Raw genomic sequence first — 255 nt, 5'->3', positions numbered from 1 at the left:
ACCGTTCAGCGACGCGGTGAACCTGTTCCCCTGCGCCGTCCGGTAGCACGTCTAACCAGCGTTGCTGAGCGTCTTTTACGGCCTGTTTCGCCAATTCTTTGTTATCCGCCAGCCATTTAATCCATTCCCGCCCTGCTGCGCCGTGGTGGGCGTTAAACGCCGCTTCTATGGCTTTAGCGTGAGATTGTCCGTCTGCGTGCTCGTGGAACGTCCGTGCGCGTGTCATGGGGATGTTTAGCAGTCTGACCAATTGCC

The 255-nt window shown here is 57.6% G+C and carries 1 pseudogene; it reads right to left on the bottom strand.

Annotated elements, in window-relative coordinates:
• A pseudogene (locus AACQ81_RS06795) lies at positions 1–226 on the bottom strand (DNA primase); the annotation flags it as partial.
• Positions 227–255 lie beyond the last annotated feature (29 nt).

The sequence above is a fragment of the Xenorhabdus sp. Sc-CR9 genome, assembly GCF_963897815.1.
Lineage (GTDB): Bacteria > Pseudomonadota > Gammaproteobacteria > Enterobacterales > Enterobacteriaceae > Xenorhabdus.
The sequence above is the reverse complement of the archived record's forward strand: the minus strand, read 5'-3'. Positions and strand labels throughout refer to the sequence as shown.